Raw genomic sequence first — 21,836 nt, 5'->3', positions numbered from 1 at the left:
TTTGCTCGGGCTTTCTCTCCCTTTTTCCGCTCGTAACCCCGCGATTCAGCGTTTGCTCGGGCTTTCTCTCCCTTTTTCCGCTCGTAACCCCGCGATTCAGCGTTTGCTCGGGCTTTCTCTCCCTTTTTCCGCTCGTAACCCCGCGATTCAGCGTTTGCTCGGGCTTTCTCTCCCTTTTTTCACTCGCAACCCCGTGATTCCACGTTTGCTCGGGGTTTCCCCACTCGACAAATACCACCTTACTCGTTTTTACTCTATTTCTCCCATCACTTCTTCAATGTAAAAATGTGGCTTACCACTTGCTGGCTATTCGTTCCGACGAATACTTCAAACTCTCCTGCATCACTTGTGAACGATAAGTCTGTATGGTGATAGCGGAGCATCTTTTCATCGATTTTAAACGAAACGGTTTTGGACTCATTAGGCATAAGGTTGATTCTTTCAAAAGCTTTTAATTCCTTCATTGGGCGTACCGTTTCACCAACAAGGTCACGAATATATAATTGCACGACTTCTTCACCTTCGACTTGTCCACTATTTGTAACAGTCACGTTAACCGTTAAATGACCATTTACATCTAACTCTGGAGAAGAAAGCTTTACGTTACTATAATCAAAATTTGTATAGCTTAAGCCATATCCAAATGGGAAAAGTGGCTCATTTGGAATATCAAGGTATTGTGACACATACCTTACTTGTGCATCTGGAGCACCTTGTGGCCTACCTGTATTAAAATGGTTATAATAAACAGGCACTTGACCGACATGATAAGGGAATGACATCGACAGCTTTCCAGAAGGGTTTTTCACACCATACAGTAAATCTGCAATAGCTAACCCACCTTGTGAACCTGGGAACCATGCTTCAAGAACGGCATCTGCCTCATCAATGACACCATGTAAATCAAGCGGACGACCGTTAAATAACACAGTAACCATTGGTTTATTTAATTTCTTTAAAAAACTTACTAATTCAAGTTGTGCTTGAGGTAATTGAATATTGGCGAGACTTCCAGCTTCTCCACTCATCTCTGATGCCTCACCAAGGGCCACAATAATGACATCTGCTTCTTTACTGATTTCAATGGCTTGAGCTAACTCTTCCGCTGTTACTTTTTCAATTTCAGCGATAGGTGCTACGCTCAACTCAGAAGCTGCTAGCTTCGTTTCTAATCCTTGCTGCAAGTTAATTGCCTTCTCACGACTTCCCTGCCACGACCAAGGTCCAAGAATATCGGTGTTATTGGCAAACGGACCTACAAGGGCTACTTTCTGGTCTTTTTGCAATGGCAATACTTGCTCATTTTTTAATAAAACAGTCGATTTTGTCGCAAGCTCATAGGCTACTTGTAAATGCTCTTCACTATAAATGACGTCTTTTTCCAACTGTTCATTTGCACCACGATACGGATTTTCAAACAGGCCTAGCTTTTGCTTTAATTCCAAAATACGCAATACAGCTTCGTCAATTAAAGCCACATCCACTTGTCCTTCTTCAACAAGTTCAACTAAATGACCACTATAACAAGATGTCATCATTTCAATGTCAACACCTGCTTCTAACGCTTTTTTAGCCGCTTCCTTTTTGTCCTTAGCGATACCATGAGGAATTAGCTCTTTCACTGCTCCCCAGTCAGAAATGATAACGCCATTAAATCCCCACTCATCACGAAGCAAATCACGCATCAATTTTTTATTACCTGTTGCAGGCACACCGTCTACAGTATTAAAAGCGGTCATGACCATTTCACACCCAACTTCTAATGCAGCTTTATATGCAGGTAGATACATTTCACGTAATTGCCTTTCGGACATGTCAACCGTATTATAATCTCGTCCACCCTCTGGAGCTCCGTAGGCCGCAAAATGTTTGACACATGCCGCAACTCGATGCTTATCAGCGGTTAAATCGTCTCCTTGAAATCCTTGTACAAATACTTTTGCAAACTCAGCATTTAAAAACGGATCTTCTCCCGTTGATTCCATTACTCTTCCCCAACGTGGGTCACGTACCAAATCAACCATCGGTGCAAATGTAACATGGACACCCGAAACGGACGCTTCTAAAGCAGCTATCTCAGCACTCTTTTTTGCTAAATCCAAATCAAAGGATGAGCCAATGGCTAACGGAACTGGAAAAATTGTTTTAAATCCGTGAACAATGTCGGCCATAATGAGTAAGGGAATGTTTAATCGATTCGTTTTTAAGTGAGCATCTTGAATGGATTTGACTTCACTTGCACCTGAACCACCTAATACCGAGCCACTGTTATGAATCGTTTGTTGATTTATACCTAGGTCTTCCATCGGTCCAGTTATTTCTCCATCTATATATGAACCCTCATAGAAAAAAGTCGCAAGCTGAAGGAGCTGGTCTACTTTCTCATCTAATGTCATTTCTTTTAATAATGCTTGAATATCCACAAGGCACCTCCGAAAATTTCATACATTTCTCTTAATTGAAACGTTTCAATTGAACATTTAAATAGTAGGCTTCCCCACCATATATGGGGATAGCCTTATTGTTTTCTACACGCTTTATTTTACTTTTTTCCAACCAATTAGCTTTTGAGCCTTTTGAACATATTCGTTTCTCATGTATAAGTCCCAAATAAGGCCTGAGCGATAATTTTCTAGCATTAATAAAGTAATTCCTTTATCAATCCCGATTACACGCTCCGCATACCAAGTTGGCTCAATATCTTCATTATATGAATCTAAGAAACCATACTCGCCCCAAAGCTTCGGGTGATTCTCATACATATATTCTAATGCCTCAATCGATTCTTTTGGTGTAAAAACAATGGATCCTGCCGGGCCACACGGTGGAACTGTACCATCAAACTGGACCTTTACTTCCTCATAAAATGGTGGTGTACCTGGTACGATATAACCTGTAGGACCTTCACACGCCGTTAAGCCCCAAGCATTTTTATGATACGTTTTTTTATTCTCTGGATTGTTAATACTGAACTTTCGACTAGCTAATGTTGCTTTAATTGAATTATCAAACCAGTTAATACCATCTTTGTCTTCCATATCTTTAAAGTTAAACCATGCATGAGAAAACTGGTGTGTAAATAGGGCTCCACCTGGTGAATTATAGTACTCATAACCATCATATTCTGCCAAGCGACGTTCAAACCCATTATAAATTTCAGCAGGAACTGGATGTGTAGGCGAACCTACTCCTAAAATATACTGCATTAATTGCTCTGCATACATATCCCATTGGCCAAATCCGCCTGTCTCTTCATGATACCCCATAAAGAAAAGGTTACGGCTCTCATCATAATAAAGGGACCAATCTACTCTTTGATAAATCTTTTCAAAAAGTTCTTTAACCTCTCCACCGAAATATTCAGCCGAAGTTACTGCACCATTTAAAAATAGCGATGTATCAATGATCGATGCACAATCATGATATTCTTCAAAGCGTTTTGCTGTTTTCATGTTAAGAAAATGATAGAAGAATCCTCCTACATGCTCAACATTATTTAAAAATGTCTCCAACGTACCCTTCGTTCGCTCGAAGCCTTCATCAAATGTAATCCAACCACGTTCTACTCCAATTACGATAGCTGATAAACCAAAGCCTACTGATGCAATGCTCGCAACCTCTGTGCTGTCGCTACCCGTTTTGTCTAAAATCAAGCCATAGCCGGGGCTGTTTTTATCTGTGTTTGCTTCCTTCCAAAAGAAATCAAAACTTCTTCTTGCTTCTTCGTCTAATAAATTAAATGTTGTCATATGACTCCACTCCTTTTATATGAAAGTTACTTATGTGCGATAGTTTGTGCCGTGAAGTTAACGGCTCTGATTTTGGCACCGGCATATACGTTTTGTAGGAAAGTGCGAACATAAAGTGTTACCCGTCGCTCCCGAAAATCATGTTGCGCGTCCTGCGGCATTCAGCTCTGCCACTTTGTCCCTCAGTAGTCTCTGGTTATTCCCCGGTAATTCCGGAACGGTCGACGCCTTCTACGAACCATCTTTGTGTTAAGAAATAGACAATGAGTAATGGAATGATAGATAGCATCGTTCCTGCCATATTAATTCCTTCGTTAATCGTTGATTCAGACGTACCTAAATTTCCAGCATACATTTGCTCGTATGTGGCGACGAAACGATTGAGCTCTAACGGTAATGTTGTTAATGAGTTACCGAAATAAATGGCCGCAAGTGACGTTTCATTCCAATACCATACAAATGAAAAGAGAAATGAAATGATGATGGCCGGACCAGCCATAGGAATCGCAATCGTAGCGAAAATTCTTAAGTATCCAGCACCATCAAGTTGTGCGGCCTCCTCTAATGATTGAGGTATCATCTTAAAGAATTGATAGAAAATCAAGATAAAAATCGCACTATTTAACCCTTGCCCAAATAAAGCTGGTAACAGGAATGATTGAATATTCCCTAGGATTCCTAATTCATTAAAAAATACATAACGAGGAATCATCAGCACTTGAGGCGGTATAATAAAGGTCGCGAGTACTAAAACAAATAATGTCTTCTTTAATGGGAATTGGAATCTTGCAAAACCATAACCGATTACTCCAGCAACGGCTGTTTGAACAAGTGCAGGTAAAACCGTCACATACAAGGTTTGTAACAGCGTTGGCCAAAAATCGAGCACTTGCATGGCACGAGTATAGTTTTCAATATACCATCCGGTTGGTACCCAATTAACAAGTGGGTTTAACAAATCATCCAGTGATTTTAAGCTATAAGAGCCCATGTAGATAAGTGGGTATAAATAGACAAAACCGATCGTAATTAATAAACCATATACAATAAACTTTAAAAGGAATCCATCCTTTCCTTGCATACCAAGAAAAAAGCGTTTCACCTTCAGCCAGTCATATTTATTTGTATTCTTTTTGTCTGTTTGAGAGGTTCCATTTTTAATCATTTGAATCCACCCTTTATGTGTACTTTTTTCTTGTTCGAATTGACAGAATTCCTACACTTACTGCTATGACAACTGTAATCACGAGAAAATATATCCATGATAAAGCCGATGCATAACCAAATCCTGTGTCGATTCTGAACATATTACTTTGAATGTGGGTAATGACTGGATTAACAGCAAAAATTGAATACATCACGATGGTAAAGATCGTATTAACAATAATCATCGGAAAAATACTAGGTAGTGTAACTAACCAAAAGCTTTCCCAATTCGAAGCACCGTCAATTTTAGCTGACTCATAGATTTGCTTGTCTAACTTCTGCAAAGCAGCAAGGAAAATAAGAATCTGAACTCCTGAATACCATAAAATCATAATTAAATTGTCCATTAAATAGATGATTACCGTATTGATAAAACCATCCGTTCCTGCCATTAAGGTTGCAAAAATCGCATAGTCTTCAATAGAGGGGATTGAAGTAACTCCTTGCTCCGTTAACTTGCTAATTACAGGTCCACTAGAGATAATAACAGGCAAAAAGAACACCGTTCTAAAGAAGTTTTTAAAACGAATTTGTTGATTTAATAACAAAGCAATAATTAATGAAAATACGATAATGATTGGTACAGATAAAGCTAATTCACGTAAGAAAACTAAAAATATCTGTGTAAATTGAGCGTCAACCGCAAAAGCATATTCATAGTTCTCAAATTGAACAAATTTCGTTTGAATTCCTGCCGTCGTAATCGTGACATCTTGAAAGCTTAAAAACAACGAATAGAATAAAGGAATCGATGTAAAAACGAGAAAGCCAATAATCCAAGGTAGGATAAATGCATACCCGATTAAGCTTTTTTTCGTTTTTAATGATAGTTGCTTCATGATGCATCCCCCCGATCCACGACAACAAAATCTCCAGCTTCTACTTGTCCACCATCAAGAGGAAAAGGCTTATTCGTATAATTAACAAAAATTGATTTTTCGTTTGAATACCCAATCTCAACCACACCGACATCATGAACAATTCTAGAGGTAATGGAAGCACCTTCGACTTCACCAAGACTATCCTTTACTCGTTCGTATTGATGAACAATATCTGCCTCCCAGTCATCAAACTGAGATGTATAAAGAGAACTTGATGGTGTATTCATCAGTAAGTGTGAAGGCTGCTCGGTTAAATAGAAAGACGGATAAGCCCCAAATTCAATCATTCTCAGTAGCTCTTCATTCGCATTAAAGTGGAAATTGGAATGTGGAGCGTAATAAGGAATATAGCCCTTCAGCACAATTTGCAAAAACGGTACTGTATCAGATGCATAGCGATATCCAGAAGAATACATCGGAATATCTAAATACTTATCCGCATATTTCCATAAATAATCAAATGGTTCAGATAAGGCTAATGGGCCGATATTCTCACTGAGTTCAACAAACATTTGCTCATAGACTGATTTCGTATCCATCCTTGTCATCGGCGTGTGTCCCGCAAAATTAGAAAACAAAAGATGGCCACTGTTATTAATCGCTAACCGCTCTACTCCATGCTCTTGAAATGGTTCGATGTCTGCTATGGCTAGTTCATATGACTTGCTAGGGTTTAATAAAAAGGACTGTTGTTCTCCTTGTTGGACAACCATTGTCTCCGCGTTAAACCTTCTTGCCACATCTGTTCTACCTGAATATCCTTTACCGTCGGCATGTGCTGTTGAAAAATCTGTTCCTAAGTAAAAGGGAACTTCCTTTTCTGCCATAGTGGACGTTACATCTTGCATCTCTGACTTCCCACCTAAACGATTATCTACAGGGAATCTATTAGGTAACGTTCCTGTTAAACCACCCTTTGTCCATCCATGATAAACAAGATGCATATCTTCAATACCTTGTTGCTGCAGGCGTTCAACATAGTTTGCTAGTTGATTAATTTCAGTCATAGGATGAATAGAGTCCCATAATAAACCCGTCTTTACTTCTCCACCAAGAACATCTAAGCGAATATCAACAACATCCTGTTTTTCTTCTAAAGTGCCAGACTCAAGTAAATCTTGTTGATATACGTGGGCCATTCCCACATAATTGGCTTGCTCATTGTCAAGTAGCGTAATTGATTGGACGATATCAAACTCATTCATTTCTATTTGATACGTGTTAAATCCACTCATACTTTGACTAGTTGGTTGATAATATTCATAGCGATAATGATATTGTGAAGTCACCCAATTAAAGTCAGTCGAGACCCCAGATGGGTACGCGATAATTTCACTAAACTCACGTCCATCCTTTAATACGGTTACAAAGCCCTGCTCGTTGGCTCCATGAACCATTCCGTAAACAGGCATAGTAATCGTATGTTCTGGATTCGTACGTGCATCATTATTTTGTGTTGTACGTGTAAATGCCAAGTCTTTTCCATACACAAACCCTTGATAAGTACTTAAGGCCCCCACATTGCCATCTTCAAAACGAATTAATGCTCCGCTTCCATCAGGAATGAACATATAGCCAGCAACTTCATCTTTATGAACAGCTCCTAAAAATGGATATAGCCTTAATGAAATTAACTGGTTTGTCTCATCTTCTACGATTTCACTATGAGGGACCGTTATGTCTAAACCCTCAGGTGTTAACATCACTTCTAATGTAATCGTAATTCCAGCATCAAAAGGAATACGGGCCAGGAAACCATGCTCATTTGCAGTAAGTTGCACATCAATTTCATTGGTTAAAATACTTTCAGATTGGGTGCTACCACCTGCATCTAAATATTGAATCGTCGCAGCCGACCGGGCTAAATTCGTCCACGTTGTATTTAACTGATAATCATGTTCAGCAGCAACGCCAGAGGTCCAGTAGTAACCGTTTCTCTTGTCCTCTACAACCATTGCTAGTGATTCTTCTTCCACATATAAAATCAGGTTTCCATTTTCTGCTATTTGTTCGTAACCATCCAATTGAACTTCCTCTTGCTCCCACTCTACGTCATCCTCAGGTAATGTAAACTGATTCGATGCGTAACGTAATGCCTCATCTTGAAGCTCCTCTTGAAGTTCTGAAACCTCAGTATCCGGATCCACATCAGAGATTGCTGCCAAAATAGGAAATGGTAATAGCAAGACAACAAGTAAGATAGCACTCCATTTATACTTTCTAAACACGAAGAATCACCTCCGAAACAAGTGACCAAATAAATTGAACGAGTTGGTCGATTAATACATATAAAACAAAGAAAATCAATACGAGAATGAGCATTCCAAATATCGTGAGTAATAAATTTTTGACTGTTCCCATCCCTGAGAAATCATGTAGTTCTTTTAGCATTAAGAATAGATTAATGAGTGACCAAACCATGACGATTTGTAAAGGGAAATAATATATAAATGCTTCATTATACGTTAATACATTGGATACTAACGTTATCGGGATAATAAAAATCACAATCGGTGCAAGCGCATAGATCGTCCCGATATATACTTGCTTGAAGCTTGCCTCTCCACTCGTTATCGTACTTACCAAATAATTCGTTACGATAAATAAAGTAAGTGGAATTAGAATAGTCCCTAGTTCAAAAAACAGATGAATATTCTCTGATGACTTTGTACTAAATAAAAAACCTGTCCAATATAACGTTAAAATATATTCAACGATTAATACAAAATATAAAATCGTAGCCGATAGTATCGATGCCTGTTCATTCACTCTTAAATAATATAAGCTATCAATCGGTTTCTTTAAGAACCTAAACAAAAACAATAACTCACTAATTAATTTCTTTGCTTTAAAAGCTTCTTTTCTCTTTTTAAGTGGTTCTAATTTATTTGAGCGTTTATCTACCACTCTTATAACAGTCCGTAGTCCTAAATAAATGAAGAGGACTGTAAAGACTTTGCTGAGATTTTCTTGTAGCCATACATAGCGAATTTCCCAAAAAGCATCGGAGTAATTCTCTCTATCATGTGCTAATTGAAATTCTGCAGCTGCCTCATCATATTCTTGTTGTTTGTATAAAGCTTGACCTAATGCCTTATGAGCAAGACCAAACGATGAATTCAAGCGTAAGATTTCATGCCAATACTCTTCACTCTCAATATAATGCCCTTCTGCATAGAGGGCTAGCCCTTGATGAAGGACTGTTGTGAAATTGGTAGGTTCAAAGACTTGAATAATCCCTTGCTCTTTATCTGCTAAATAAAGGCGACCTACCTCATCTACTTCTAAACTTGAAGGATCCATCGATAATCCTAAGCGATTACTGCCATCTTCTCGGCCTCCAAATTGAAATAACAAATCTCCAGCTCGATCATATTCATAAATGACACCATTATTTGCAACGGTATAAATATTCCCAATTGGTCCAATCGCAATATCACGTAAATTGGTCGCGTCAGTGATATCCGTTGGCAGCATATTTAATCCAGCTATATTGAGCTGACGAATCGCTTCCCACTCTGTGCCTGAAGTTATTGTGTATAATAAACCACGTTCATCTATCGTAATGTTATTGGGAGCAGGTGGCACACGCATAAACATACTAGCTCTTTGTCTTTCAGTCGTTAACAAATCGGTCAGGAATGTTCCAATCGTTGGCCTTGTTGTATTAACACCAAAAAACCCAAGGAACTCACCGTCTTGATTTAATTGAATGATTCCATTTGTTGACCCTTCTCCAATAATGTAGAGATTGCCTCGATTATCGACCGAAAGCTTCTGTGGCTTATAAGGAGAGTTAGTCCCAAATAACGGGGATTCCGGGTGAGTATATTCAAACAACAGCTCTCCCGTCTCACTAAATTTAAACACCGTCTCATGTCCATAATCGGCGACATACACATGATTTTCACTATCTACAAATACCCCTAAAGGTTGCTGTAGGATACCTTCTCCATACGATTGGAGAAGGTCCCCATTATCTGCTAATCGAAAGACGACCTGATTCCCTGAATCAGCAATATAAACCTCATTATTAGATGTAATATAAAGATCCTCAGGATTCATTAAATCCATTCCTTGTCCAAATAATCCAATAGGAATATAGGCCGTCTGTGTCTCAATCACTTCACCTTCACCTGATAAGGTTTCTGTTTTATAAGCAACAGAATCAGAGGCAAAGGTTTGTATGGGTAACAATAAGACAAGCAGTAGGCTAAAAATGGATGCAATTAACTGTTTCATGTCCCCTACCTCCTATTGGTTATTTGATACCTGAGTGAGCCATCGTATTCATGACTTGACTCTGTAAAATAATAAAGATGACTAAGTTTGGAACAAACATCACTAGTGACGCCGCTGCCGCCATTCCTTGTCCCGCAACCGTATTACCTGTATCGGAAGCAAGTGTTGTCATAAAGAAACTGAACGTTTTTAAATTTTCATCATTCACATATAAAACGGAAGTCTCTACACTATTCCAAACAAGTTGGAAGGAAAGAATAGCAATAGTGGCTACTGCTGGTTTTACAAGTGGCATAACGATTTGCCAAAAAATCCGATAATCCGTTGCTCCATCCATTTGTGCCGCCTCAATGAGCTCATTTGGAATTTGGTCAATAAATTGTTTTACCAAAAACAGCCCGACCGGCATCGCTAAAAGAGGAAAAATATGAGCAAAGAAATTATCTAATAGACCAATCTCATCCATTAATAAATATCTTGGAATCGTTACAGCAGCTGGTACAAACATTAACGCTAACGTATTAATTTCAAAAATGGTTTTCTTGAGTTTAAAACGTTTTTTTGATAACGCATAACCAGCCATTGTACTAATTAAGACCGTTAATATAACGACGGCTGTTGTGATAATTAAACTGTTAAATAAATACCTAGAAACAGGAACACCTGTAGCGCTTGTTATGCTAAACAAATCCACAAAATTTTGCATCGTTGGTTTTTCAACAAAAAACCTGGGTGGATAAGCAAATAACTCATCAAGTGGTTTAAATGCGTGCATAAAGATATAAATGATTGGCAGCGCCATAAACACAGCTAATGGTAATAAAAATAGATAGAACTTAATTTGGCTACGGTGAAACTTACTAGGATTGATTTTTGTACCTTGAAAAGATGACATTGTATACACCCCTAATACGTAAATTCCACTACTCTAATCCTTTTCTCCAAATAAACGCCATGCCACTTTGGAAAATAAGTAGATAAAGATAAGTAAACAAACAGAAATGGCTGCGGCATATCCCATCTCATAACGGATAAATCCATAATCCTCTAGGTGGTTAACCATTAATTGCCCGGCATATTGTGGTGTCGGATTAGCACCAGATAACTCAACACCAATCGCCCCTGCAGAAAATGTACCAACTACGGCCATTACAGCACCGAACAACATTTGTGGTTTCATAGAAGGAATCGTAATATAAATGATTTCTTGGAATCTATTTTTTATTCCATCAATATAAGCTGCTTCATAGATTTCTTTATTAATATTTAAAACTCCTGATAACATCGCTAAGAACCCGACACCCATACTGCCCCAAATCGTGACAATAATCATAATCATCATCAAATGCTCAGGTGATTGAAGCCACTGAACAGGCTCTAAGACAGCCCCGATGGATATTAACATACTATTTAAATAACCCGTCTCATCACCACTAAAGATAATTCTCCACACAACACCCATCGCAACACCGGCAGTCATCGATGGAGAGTAAATTATCAGTGCTAATATCATTCTAGGTATTTTGGAAATTTGTGCGAGCATCCACGCTAAGATAAAGGAAAGCACGTATCCACCAGGCCCAACAATTAAAGCAAAGATGAGGGTATTAGGAATGATGTATTCCATAAACACCCCATCTTGAGTCATCAGGTTGACATAGTTACTCAAACCTACCCAGCTAGGCGTCTCGATAGCATTAAAATACGTGAACGATAATCCAATCGCCGCTACAACCGGCAAAACGATAAAAATAAGAAATAGTAATAAGTAAGGGGCTAGAAATATCGCTGTACTACTATGATTTCTAATTGTCTTCATCTATTTCTAACCACCCTTCTACCAGTTCAATTGTTGGGATTGGATATGGCTTTACAACACGCCCATTTTCGATATATCCAAATTCCTCTAACTTTCTACGCATTTCTCTATCAATATTAACGACGGCATCATCAACAGCTGAACGTGTCGTTTCACCATCAAAAACGATCGTATTCCACACATTACTAATTTCACGCTCAACCATATAAGCATAAGGAGTTTTTGGCACCTCTTTTAAATACTCCCATTGTTCCAACACAACATCTTTATGCTCCTGTGGTAATGGTAATTGTCCAAAAGAAACGATATTGGCTGTATTCCACATATATTCAGGGCCATATAATGTCTGTAAACTAGTTGCAAACTCTGTTTGAACTTCACTTGACATCCACCATTTTAAAACTTGCCAAGCTTCGTCCTGCAAATCACTACCTTCAAAAATCATCGCTGACTGTCCAGAACCCATCGCCCATCTCGCGACATTGCCATCTTCTTGCTCCACACCCGGATGAGGTGATAGCTCCCACCATCCTGAAATTTCAGGTGCAGCTGCAGTAAGTTGCACATACGTTTCAAAGTTAGCGATACCAATTGGCAAAGTTGAATAACGGAAATGGTTATAAAAGTTAGGAACTTGTAATGGTGTACTATATAACGTATTTAATTCCGACATAAATTGAATACCTTGTAACGATTCTTCACTATCAATCGTTGTTCCGATTCCGTCCGACTCGTATAAGTCGCCACCATGCTGATAAATAAACGGAGCGGTCGTTTGGAATGGCTTAAAAGCAACAGCACCAGCAATAGGTGTGTAATAATTAAACCCATACCTCTGTAATTCAGGCAAAATAGAGGTTACATCATCCCATGTATCGGGTATAGGAATATCGAGAGCTTCCATAATATCGCGACGATAGAATTGAACATTAAAATCTTGTGTTTCTGGTAATGCGTATAAGCCATCTTCTACGATATAGGGCAAGAATGCTCCAGGGGAAAACTCCTGACCAAGCTCTTTGAACTCTTCAAATTGCCTTAAATCAACCGCCGCCCCACGAATAGCCAATTCATACGGTAACCAATTACTTATTCCGATTGCTAAGTCAGGTTGAGTATCTGCAGCACTAGCCAAGATTAACTTTCCTTCATCTGGCATAAGTGAAAATTTCACTTCAATTCCTGTTTCAGGTGTGAAGTTTTGGTCGGCCATATTTTGTAAAAGCTCAACATATTGTCGAGGTCGATTCACCCAAATCTCAACAGTCTGATCCGAAACATTACCCATCGCTAAATTATCCTGCCTAAATGAGTTAATGAAACGAACAACTGACTCCTTCGATTTTGTCCACCAACCTGCTTCCGCTTTTGGTAAGTCATCACTCGTATGGAGGTAAAAGCGGTCAATTGTTAACGGCTGGGCTTGCAGCGTTTGAATAATATTTCCTAAAAGCTGGGCCGATGAATTTGATCCTTCTGAAAGTTGAGACATTTGACTAGGAATACGATCCGGCTCTTTTGCTAACGTTAAGAGCTTATCAATCGCCATACGCATCGACGTAATCGATGTTGTCTCATTTCCATCATTCATCTCTTCTAAATAGCTCACTTCTACCTCTAACATTTTGGCCCATTCTGTTAATCTTACATCGATTCCAGGGATATAATCACTGATAACCCAATCTCTTGAACGGTCTTGCTGATTCCCCGTTAGCTTACGTATATCGAGTGATAATTCTTCAATACCAGCCATTACTTCGTCTATCGTTCGTAATACTCGGGCGTTAGGAGTTGCATCTGCCTCTAACGTAATTTCATTTTTTCCTTCTTCAAAAAAGAAATAAAATGGTTCTCCGTTTTCATGACTAAATGTTTCGTTATACCACTCACTTCGATTACTAAAAGGGTATTGCTCAACCTCTAAAAATGGAATGTCCCCATTGATTGATAATGTACGATAGCTAATCGCACTCGTTCCGATGTTCTGTTTCACCTTCAATGTTAATTGATAATAGCCGGCTTCAGGTACTTCCACTTCCCACGTTGCTTTTTGCCCCGGCTTCATCCACGAATCGCCACCAAACGTATTTAATAACTGACGATCACTTTCGTACGGGACAACAGAAGGATCTTGGACAGATGTTGGACGAACATAAGAGCTATTCTTATAAAAAGGATATTCTGCTTCAAAAGTAAGATAATCGCCTTCAAAAGCTAATCCTTTTCCATCTTGTAAATATTGTTCATATGTAGGAGTATCTGTTACTGATGTAACAAAAACATCCCCTAACAATAGTTCCCCACGTAAATTTTCAAGTTGAATTTCATTGCTGCCTGCTTCTAAATGAAACTTCAAAGGACGGCTTTGCATATGGCTAGAATCTAATGCTTTAATGTGATGCCATTCTTCCTGTGGAACTTGTTTCGGGATAATTTCATTACCAAAACGGTCTATATCAAAGTCATTACTTTCATTTTGCCAGTTAACCGGAAAGACAATTCTCCTACTCTCAAAAAACGGGTACTCTCCGTTCACTTCGATCGCACCTTCTATCGGCACAATTAAATCTCCTAAAGGATAATAATCAAAACTTAACTCGTATAAACCTTCTTCCTCAACTTCTACTTCAACAACCACGGACTCTTGATTATGCCAATAGAAAACACGATCTCCATAGCCTTCACTATCCGAAGACTCAACTAACTGCTGACGATCTTCCATTATAAAAGAAGAAGGGTTGATAGCCTGAAAAAATGGTTCTGTGCTATCAATCCCTTGATTCTTCCATTCTTCAAGGGTTAGGTGGTAGTTTTGTTCTATGACTTGTGCAGTCGTTTCAACGGCCCCATCTGCCTCATCTGCAACAGCCACAAAATGTGGTGAAAAGAATAATAAGATGAACGACCACAACAATATCTTAGATTTCATCGTTATACCTCCTAATTTCTAAAAGCTACTCCTAGTTGGTTATAGGAGTATTCAGATTTTTCCGAGCGAACATCAACCGTTTGAATGCTCGTTATGGCCTAAATAGATATATAAAACTCAGGGGCTCTAGCCCCTGGGTATCGTATAACCTATTCACTAATAGCTTGAAGTCCTTCTTCATACTTTTGATTTGCTAATTCATTAATTTGACTTGCGTAATCTTCAATATTGATTTCTCCACGAACAGCTGCATCTAATAAAGCTGCAATACTTGCATTCGCTTCTTCACCTACTGAAATACCAGTTGGTGCTTCCCAACGAGCTTGTACATAACCAGGCACAGTTTTAACAGGTTCCACTACAGCTTGGTCTATATTTTCATAAGCTTGTTTAATTCCTTCTACAGGAACTCTTTCAAAGTAAGAATCTAAAACCGTTTGATTCGTTGTCATCGGTAATGAACTTAAGCTATAACCTTCTTCACCATCTACTAATTCCATACGCTTCATGAATCCATCTTCACCAAATGATAACCATTTTGCTAAAAGATAAGCTTCTTCTGGGTGATCAGTGCTTTGTGCGATACCAAAGAAGTCATTTGTCATTACGACACGGTCACCAGGAATACCAACGAAGTCCCAATCAAACGTTGCTGTTTCACCAAAGATTCCTGCTGCATAAGAACCATCCCATTTGAAGGCGATTCCACCGTTAAACCAAACTTCATTTTCATCTTCACCATTAAAGCTTGCTTTCTGATCTTCTGATAAAGTCTCATAATTATAATCATTTGACATAAACGAATTGGCTAAATTCACACCCGCAATAAACTCATTTGAACTGATATTAAATCCTGATTCATCACTGTATGTGTACCAACTTAAATCTTCATTTGCCGCAGCTGGATACCAGTCTAAAATCGTATGTGGATGATTCAGTCCTACCGTTCCACTGTTAATGTTTGTAATAGAACGAACGGCATCAGTAAAATCATCAAGACTCATACCTAAACTTGGTGCGTCTAAATTCGCTTCTTCAAATAAATCTTTGTTTACAAAATATCCTAAGAAATGTTGAGCTGCTGGAATTGCGTAAGCTTGCTCATCATACGTTACCGCTTGTCTAACCGCTTCTGGAATATTATCAAAATCCGCGTCGCCTTCAGTCACTTCATTTAATGGTAATAACCAATCGTTCGATAATCCTGTTGGTACTTGTGCAAGCATGAATAAATCTGGCATATTCCCTGCACTTGCCGCAGTTGATAATGAACCATTCCAATCTGCACCATCAATAGATTCATCAATTTCAACCGTGATATGTGGATATTCTTCTTCAAAAGCGTCAATCATCGCTCTTTCAAGGTTGTAATCTTGTTCTGTACCGAACGTCCAGCTTGCAACAGAAAGTGTTACTTGCTCATCTCCTCCATCAGGGGACGTGCTGTCATTGTTTGTATCATTACTATCGTCGTTACCACAAGCAGCTAATGCTAGCATTGCTGTTGCTGTTAATAAAGCAAGTGCTTTTTTCTTCATTGTTTTTGCTCCTTTTCATATCGTTTTAATTGAAATTGCTGCGATGAGATGCGAACATACAATCAATCTCGCTCCTACCATATATGATGCTTTACAGTCATACGTTTGTGTTATGGTCGTTTGAATGACATTTCATTCTATTGTTTGCGTTTAATGTCAGAAAATTTAACATAAAAATGTAAAAAAGTTCAAATAATTGAAACGTTTCAATTAAAGGCAATACAGAAGATATTTTATCTTTCTGTATGAGTTGTTCTTTATGAACTAAGTAGTTTGACGCTCAATAAACTCGATTGGAACAGAATGGCTAACACTTGCCTTTTTACCTTCCAACATGTCAAATAAGCGATTAGCTGCTTCCATACCCCACTGCTTCTTTTGCACTCGAACAGTCGTTAAAGGCGGTTGAAAGTATGAAGCCAAAGCAATATCATCAAAGCCAATAAAAGCCATATCATCAGGGATACTCATGCCATGTTCCTTGGCCGCCTTGATGGCTCCCATCGCCATTTCATCATTGGCTGAAATAAAAGCAGTTGGATAATCTTGATAACTGTGTAAATAGTGCTTCATACTTAATAAGCCACTTATTTCGGTAAAATCTGCACGAATTAAATCCTCTTCATGAAATATGAGGCCATGGGTTTTCATCGCTTTCCTAAAACCTTTTAGACGCGTTTCACCATCATAAGAATCATCCGCACCCGCGATAAAACCAATGCGTTTATGCCCTTTTTGAACAAGATGTTCTACTGAATACGTAATCCCTTCTTCATTCGGTAAAATTACATTTTGCGTATTCTCAGAAGAAATTTCCCTATCTAATAAGATCATAGGGAGTCCCGTTTGGGCAATATCCTCTACCAATTGGTCGGAAATATGATAGTTTAAGATAATCGCACCATCGACATGCTTTTCAATCAGTAAGCGATGTTTGTCAACTGTTGCACAAACGACCATTTCATATCCTCGTTGTATCACAACATCTTGAATTCCTTCTAGAAGCTCATTAAAGAACGGTCCGGTAAAGCCACTAAGAAAGAGGCCAATTATCTCACTGCGGTTTTTCTTAAGATTTTTGGCAACACCATTAGGCCGATAACCGATCTCCTTTGCAGCTTGTAACACTTTTTTTCTAGTCTCTTCTGTAATTAGCTTGCTTCCATTGATCGCATATGAAGCTGTTGCGATACTTACACTGGCTTTTTTTGCGACATCTTTTAATGTTGGCAATGCTCTAACCTCTTTGTCATAATCTAAACCATTTCAATCTATTGAAACGTTTCAATTAAATTATATACGATGGTGAAAACGAATACAATAGCGTTTTCAAAAATTACTTTTATTCGAGGATAAATTGTTCTTCCTTTAATAAATGCATCGGTTTTTCGCCAGCATCATGTTGATGAAAGTAGTGACGTAACCTACCATCCGTTAAATAATTGACAATTGATGCTAGGATCATCCCTTGATCAAGTGCTAAGTATGTTTGGTGAACCTTGCCTGATTGGATACTTACCGTATCGTATAAACCAAATTCACCATATGCACCGTACTCTTTCAATGTCGCTACATTGCTTAAAACTTCTTCGAATGCATATTCTAACGCAAGCAAGGATGCGTGTGAAGTAACGGTTCCGTTGTCAGGATAACCTTCACCTGCACCTAGAACGGGTACACCAAATTCTAAGTAATTTCCTTCAATAGCTGCGGGTGAAAACCCCCAAATGTCCCAGTCATTAAGCTCAGCATATTTAATTTGAGCTTTTACATGCTGTTCATTATTGTACCCTAACCCTTGAGGAGCAAGTGATTTTTCATCAATAAGTAAGGCTGGCATTAAGGCCTCAAACATACTTCCTCCCCAACTTGGTACATACTGAATCCCTTCATACTCGTAATGACCTTGATAAATAGAATGGCCATCGTATTTCACATAGTCACCTGTAGGAACTTGTGCTTGCCACGTATCCTCAGGTAAGAATGTACGATATAACTTCCACCAATGTTCCTGTGGTACATCCTCTTTCCCTATCGCTACATAGCTCGTAATTCTCGTTTCTGAATAAAGAAGGCCGTAATGGTGATCGGTTAGTTTGCCTTCAGCGACATCATAACCACCATGAAATTGTCCAACTGACTTGCTGTAAAGTTTCGAGTAATCCATATTGGAGACGAGCTGTTCCGCTTGCCCATCATGCTCAGGAAAATACTCACTTACCACCATTAAGGCTGCCGTTAACCACCCGTTATCCACCGTTGAAATGAACTGACCCCAATCATTCATCAATTCTCCATTATGTGTATAGTACCAATTATAATATAAGCCGTTCCACGTTTTCATTTCATCCAATGTGTTCAGCAGAATCGCTATCTTCTCACTTGCTTGGCCCTTCGTTTCAAAACCTAACTCAACAGCGCCAACCAGACTTAAAGCATACATCGCTATATTCGTCGGGGATGTTTGTTCATATACATCTTCCCCATCAAATAAATCAACACGATCTGCTGTTAATCCAGTCCGCTCATCTGTAAATTCCACAAAAAAAGCATACGTATCTCGAGCCAACTCCATAAGCTCATCATAGCCACTTATACTAGAATCTACTTGATTAGCCTCTTCTTTTTGCTCTTGCTGATACAACCAATAAAACAAAAATCCTACGATCCCGATCATACCGACTAAAACAACAACTAGCTTTTTATTCAACGGACACCCTCCATCATTTGTTTTGAAATCGCCTCCTTATAATTGAAACGTTTAAATTAATAGACAAAGAGTTACTTGTAACCGCATACATTAAATATACCTAGTAAATGCCCAATTTTCAATATAAAAATTGTGTCAAATTTAGCTTCGGGTATGCACATCGACTTTTTACTAGGCAAAAGGAATGACTTTTTCACTCTATCACTTTTACATGTTTAAGACCTAGAGTGAGACTTAACTTTCTAGGTAATGAAGGGGTTATTCTACTTAAACTGTTACACGAAGGTTTGGAACGGGTAAGCTCCTAATAAATCATAGACTAGGAGGATTGATCATGTTTAATAGACACATTATGTCTCATTTTTTGATTTGTGCGGGAGCCCTTTTCTTATTCTTTGTCTTTTCTTTAAACGAATCGGTAGTAGCCAACGCCTCAGAAAAATATGAAGTAATCTCTCAAACTCTCAATCTGCGCAGTGAACCTTCTGGGACAAGTGACATAGTTGGACAATTAAAAAAGGGGGATCAACTAGTTTCTTTTAACGAACAGTTCGGTTGGATACAAACCTATTACCAGGGAGAGGTTGCCTGGGTTGCAAGTTATTATTTAGCACCCGTACAAGGAAGTTTAGACTTAAACGATAACACTCATAAAGACGTTGTGACCATACAGCGTGAAAATAGCATCATTCGTTCTGCGCCTTCCATTAACAGCCAAGTAATAGGTTCAGCAAATATAGGTAACGAATTTCAAGTGTTACATAAAGAAAATGATTGGCTACAAATTCGAGTAAATGATGCTGAAACTGGCTGGATTGCCTCTTGGTTAACAGAAAAACCAGCATCACAGGAACCAAATCGAACACAAACAGGTCATTCAAATAACTTGAATGGTTATACGATCGTGATTGACCCTGGACATGGCGGTCGAGACCCCGGAGCAATAGGATTCAAACATATTTTCGAGAAAACCATCGTGTTACAAACAGCGAATAAAGTGGTAGCTGAACTTGAACAACGTGGAGCCCATGTTGTCGCAACAAGAAACAGTGATGTGACCGTTACATTAGATGAGAGAGTTGCCATTGCAAATAAACAGCAATCCGATGCTGTCATCAGTATCCATTATGACTCTTCATTAGAGCCTGCAGCTAATGGGTTTACTACTTATTATTACTCCACTCCTTCATTACCATTAGCAGAATCGATTCATGCATCCAATCGCTCAGGACTTCCACTACACGATCGAGGTATTAAACAAGTGCCTTTTAAAGTAATCAGAGAGAGTATGGCGCCTGCTATCCTATTAGAATTAGGTTTTGTAAGCAACCAACACGATGCCCAAATCATCGTTACCGAACAATACCAAGATCAAGTCGCTAAATCAATAGCGGATGGTATTGCGGATTATATTAATTAGACCATTGAAAGAACGGTCCCATTACATGCGGTCGTTTTTTCGAACTACAGTCACCTCTAAAGAGTAAGCTTATTCACATCGACTTACTTTCGTTCTACTTCCTTCTTTCATATAAAACGCTCGTGGCGAAGCCTGATTCACTTCGCCTTTAACAATGATAAAGTAGTGGCGACCTTTTAAACAGTTGGCACGTTTACAACTCGATATTCATTAGGAGTCAGCTGAACAAACAGGGTGCACTGTCCTGCTAAGGTCGTCCATCGCAAGATGGATGACCAGCTAACTTCAAGGCACAACCTATCGCCCCTAAATACACTTTCATATAAATTAGTTTAGTTCTACTCGAAAAAAGGTATAATTTTTATAGGCAAACGTTAATAAAAAGGAGTTAATGTGACATGAACATTCAAAAAAGGAAACTCGGTCATTCTAGTCTTGAAGTGAGTACAATTGGATTAGGTTGTATGTCACTTGGTACGAATGAGCAAGAGGCGATTGCGATTTTAGATGCAGCTCTTGACCGCGGTATAAATTATTTAGATACAGCAGACCTTTACGACCAAGGTCTTAATGAAGAATTTGTTGGTAAAGCTCTCAAAGGGAGACGTGAAGAGGTCATCCTCGCATCCAAAGTCGGCAATCGTTTTACTCGTGGTGAAGACGGCTGGCATTGGGACCCATCTAAAGCCTATATAAAAGAGGCAGTGAAAGACAGTCTTCATCGACTTCAAACGGATTATATTGACCTTTATCAATTACATGGCGGAACAACGGACGATCCCATTGATGAAACCATTGAAGCCTTTGATGAACTTAAAAAAGAGGGGCTCATTCGTGAATATGGCATCTCATCTATACGTCCGAATGTCATTAAACAGTTTGTTGAACGGTCTTCTATTGTCAGTGTGATGATGCAATATAGTTTACTCGACCGTCGACCTGAAGAGTTATTTCCTTATCTAGAAGAACACCAAGTTAGTGTGTTAGCTAGAGGTCCTGTTGCAAAAGGCATACTCACAGAAAAACCTTTTGATAAGCTGCCTACAAAAGTAAAACAAGAAGGCTACCTCTCCTACCCTGCTCGAGAATTAAGAGAGACAGTCATTGCTCTAAACAATCTAAAAGAACAGCATACGTTAAATGAATTAGCTTTAACATATTGTTTGTTCCATCCCGTTGTTGCCTCTGTTGTTGCAGGAGCAAGCACGATGCAACAACTAATTGATAACATCGAGGCATCGCAAAAGTTGCTACCTGAATCTTTCTTTAAAGAACTGATTGATCTCACACGAAGAGATGTATACACCTCACATCGTTAATCTAAGTATGGCTTGAAACCACG

General features: G+C 38.8%; 15 protein-coding genes. 3 read left to right on the top strand and 12 right to left on the bottom strand.

Translation table 11 applies throughout. The features are described from left to right. A partial coding sequence (locus tag PQ479_RS11095; protein WP_273716981.1) for a hypothetical protein occupies positions 1-283 on the top strand: 283 nt, incomplete at its 5' end. Here the strand turns inward: PQ479_RS11095 and PQ479_RS11090 are convergent. The 12 genes from PQ479_RS11090 to PQ479_RS11035 form a co-directional block, all read right to left on the bottom strand. Further along, entirely contained in the window at positions 267-2,396 is a 2,130-nt protein-coding gene (locus tag PQ479_RS11090; RefSeq protein ID WP_047990516.1) for a glycoside hydrolase family 3 N-terminal domain-containing protein, read from the bottom strand. The genes PQ479_RS11095 and PQ479_RS11090 overlap by 17 nt on opposite strands. A gap of 141 nt (positions 2,397-2,537) precedes the next feature. Next, positions 2,538-3,749 (bottom strand): glucoamylase family protein, encoded by a 1,212-nt coding sequence (locus PQ479_RS11085; protein ID WP_047990391.1) that lies wholly within the window; start codon positions 3,747-3,749, stop codon positions 2,538-2,540. A gap of 196 nt (positions 3,750-3,945) precedes the next feature. Then, positions 3,946-4,914, bottom strand: a complete 969-nt coding sequence (locus PQ479_RS11080; protein ID WP_053070516.1) for a carbohydrate ABC transporter permease — start codon at positions 4,912-4,914, stop codon at positions 3,946-3,948. 13 nt (positions 4,915-4,927) lie between these two features. Then, positions 4,928-5,794: a carbohydrate ABC transporter permease gene (locus tag PQ479_RS11075; RefSeq protein ID WP_047990390.1), complete on the bottom strand. Its 867-nt coding sequence runs from the start codon at positions 5,792-5,794 to the stop codon at positions 4,928-4,930. Next, a complete protein-coding gene (locus tag PQ479_RS11070; RefSeq protein WP_047990389.1) occupies positions 5,791-8,064 on the bottom strand; it encodes a DUF5696 domain-containing protein in 2,274 nt (757 codons plus the stop codon). The genes PQ479_RS11075 and PQ479_RS11070 overlap by 4 nt, the downstream gene beginning before the upstream one ends. Then, the gene (locus PQ479_RS11065; protein WP_053070515.1) at positions 8,057-10,078 is read right to left on the bottom strand and encodes a hypothetical protein; all 2,022 of its coding nucleotides are present in this window, start codon (positions 10,076-10,078) and stop codon (positions 8,057-8,059) included. Before PQ479_RS11065 ends, PQ479_RS11070 begins: the two co-directional genes overlap by 8 nt. Positions 10,079-10,097: 19 nt before the next feature. Next, on the bottom strand, positions 10,098-10,973 hold the full coding sequence (locus PQ479_RS11060) for a carbohydrate ABC transporter permease (protein WP_047990388.1): 876 nt from the start codon (positions 10,971-10,973) through the stop codon (positions 10,098-10,100). Positions 10,974-11,006: 33 nt separating this feature from the next. Continuing rightward, on the bottom strand, positions 11,007-11,897 hold the full coding sequence (locus PQ479_RS11055; RefSeq protein WP_047990387.1) for a carbohydrate ABC transporter permease: 891 nt from the start codon (positions 11,895-11,897) through the stop codon (positions 11,007-11,009). Continuing rightward, entirely contained in the window at positions 11,884-14,826 is a 2,943-nt protein-coding gene (locus PQ479_RS11050) for an extracellular solute-binding protein (protein WP_047990386.1), read from the bottom strand. Before PQ479_RS11050 ends, PQ479_RS11055 begins: the two co-directional genes overlap by 14 nt. A gap of 149 nt (positions 14,827-14,975) precedes the next feature. Beyond that, positions 14,976-16,364 carry an ABC transporter substrate-binding protein gene (locus PQ479_RS11045; RefSeq protein WP_047990385.1) on the bottom strand — a complete coding sequence of 463 codons (1,389 nt, stop codon included), beginning with the start codon at positions 16,362-16,364 and terminating at the stop codon, positions 14,976-14,978. A 264-nt stretch (positions 16,365-16,628) separates the two neighbouring features. Beyond that, positions 16,629-17,597 carry a LacI family DNA-binding transcriptional regulator gene (locus tag PQ479_RS11040; RefSeq protein WP_047990384.1) on the bottom strand — a complete coding sequence of 323 codons (969 nt, stop codon included), beginning with the start codon at positions 17,595-17,597 and terminating at the stop codon, positions 16,629-16,631. Positions 17,598-17,706: 109 nt separating this feature from the next. Beyond that, on the bottom strand, positions 17,707-19,074 hold the full coding sequence (locus tag PQ479_RS11035; RefSeq protein WP_273716980.1) for a glucoamylase family protein: 1,368 nt from the start codon (positions 19,072-19,074) through the stop codon (positions 17,707-17,709). Positions 19,075-19,408: 334 nt separating this feature from the next. Between PQ479_RS11035 and PQ479_RS11030 the strand changes: the two genes are divergently transcribed. Next, entirely contained in the window at positions 19,409-20,494 is a 1,086-nt protein-coding gene (locus tag PQ479_RS11030; RefSeq protein ID WP_053070514.1) for an N-acetylmuramoyl-L-alanine amidase family protein, read from the top strand. Between the two features lie 404 nt (positions 20,495-20,898). After that, positions 20,899-21,813 carry an aldo/keto reductase gene (locus tag PQ479_RS11025; protein ID WP_047990511.1) on the top strand — a complete coding sequence of 305 codons (915 nt, stop codon included), beginning with the start codon at positions 20,899-20,901 and terminating at the stop codon, positions 21,811-21,813. Positions 21,814-21,836 lie beyond the last annotated feature (23 nt).

This window comes from Alkalihalobacillus pseudalcaliphilus (genome assembly GCF_028610675.1).
Classification (GTDB): Bacteria; Bacillota; Bacilli; order Bacillales; family Bacillaceae_D; genus Alkalihalobacillus; species Alkalihalobacillus pseudalcaliphilus.
Note: the sequence above shows the minus strand (reverse complement) of the source record. Positions and strands in the feature narration are given on the sequence as shown.